Here is a 577-nt window from a genome sequence, read left to right as displayed (position 1 = left end):
GACTTCGAGAAAGGCGAACAGCTCTACGACGCGTTCGGTGGCATCGCCGGCATCCTCCGGTACTCCACCGGCGTCTAAGCGACCTCCTCCTCGGCGTCTTCACGCCACGCGTTCGACGGCACGGAGCGACGGCACTCAGAGAAACGCGTCCAACTGGCGCTGCCGGCGAGCGACGTCGAAGTGGGGGGCCGTCGCCGTCTGCTGGAGCCGGTCGAGCGTGAGGTGCACGTCGGTCCCGGACCGCTCGGCGAACTCGACGCAGTCGACGATACCGGCGCGGTTGAGCGCGAGCGAGTCGAGCATACCGACGAGGAGCGCGACCGCCGCGCCCGCGTCGCCGTCGGGAAGCGCTCCCGCGAGCGGCCGCGACGCACCGTCGCTCGGCGGTGCCTCGGTCGAGTGCAGTCGGAGACAGTCGGCGCACAACCCGACGGTCAGCGCCGCCTCGGGCGCGTGGGATTCGAGCGGTTCCGGCACCGCGAAGACGGCGAGGTCGCCGTCGCAGTCGGGACAAGACATGAGACGCTCTACGCGCCGATAGGATGAAAAACGGTCGGAGACCCGACCGAGAGAGGAG

2 protein-coding genes are annotated in these 577 nt (G+C 69.7%); one reads left to right on the top strand and one right to left on the bottom strand.

From position 1 onward, the window contains the following. Nucleotides 1-78 (top strand): hypothetical protein (locus tag DVK06_RS19870; protein ID WP_147438159.1); only part of this gene is annotated, 78 nt, incomplete at its 5' end. A 57-nt stretch (nucleotides 79-135) separates the two neighbouring features. Here DVK06_RS19870 and DVK06_RS16990 read toward each other — a convergent pair. Next, entirely contained in the window at nucleotides 136-519 is a 384-nt protein-coding gene (locus tag DVK06_RS16990; RefSeq protein ID WP_004044603.1) for a DUF6276 family protein, read from the bottom strand. Nucleotides 520-577: the final 58 nt, after the last annotated feature.

The organism is Halorubrum sp. Atlit-28R, assembly GCF_003665955.1.
GTDB classification, from domain to species: domain Archaea; phylum Halobacteriota; class Halobacteria; order Halobacteriales; family Haloferacaceae; genus Halorubrum; species Halorubrum tropicale.
This window is presented reverse-complemented; position numbering and strand designations above follow the sequence as displayed.

Excerpts from the sequence above, each read along its gene's own strand:
- DVK06_RS16990 (WP_004044603.1), bottom strand. The coding sequence starts at position 519 with ATGTCTTGTCCCGACTGCGACGGCGACCTCGCCGTCTTCGCGGTGCCG.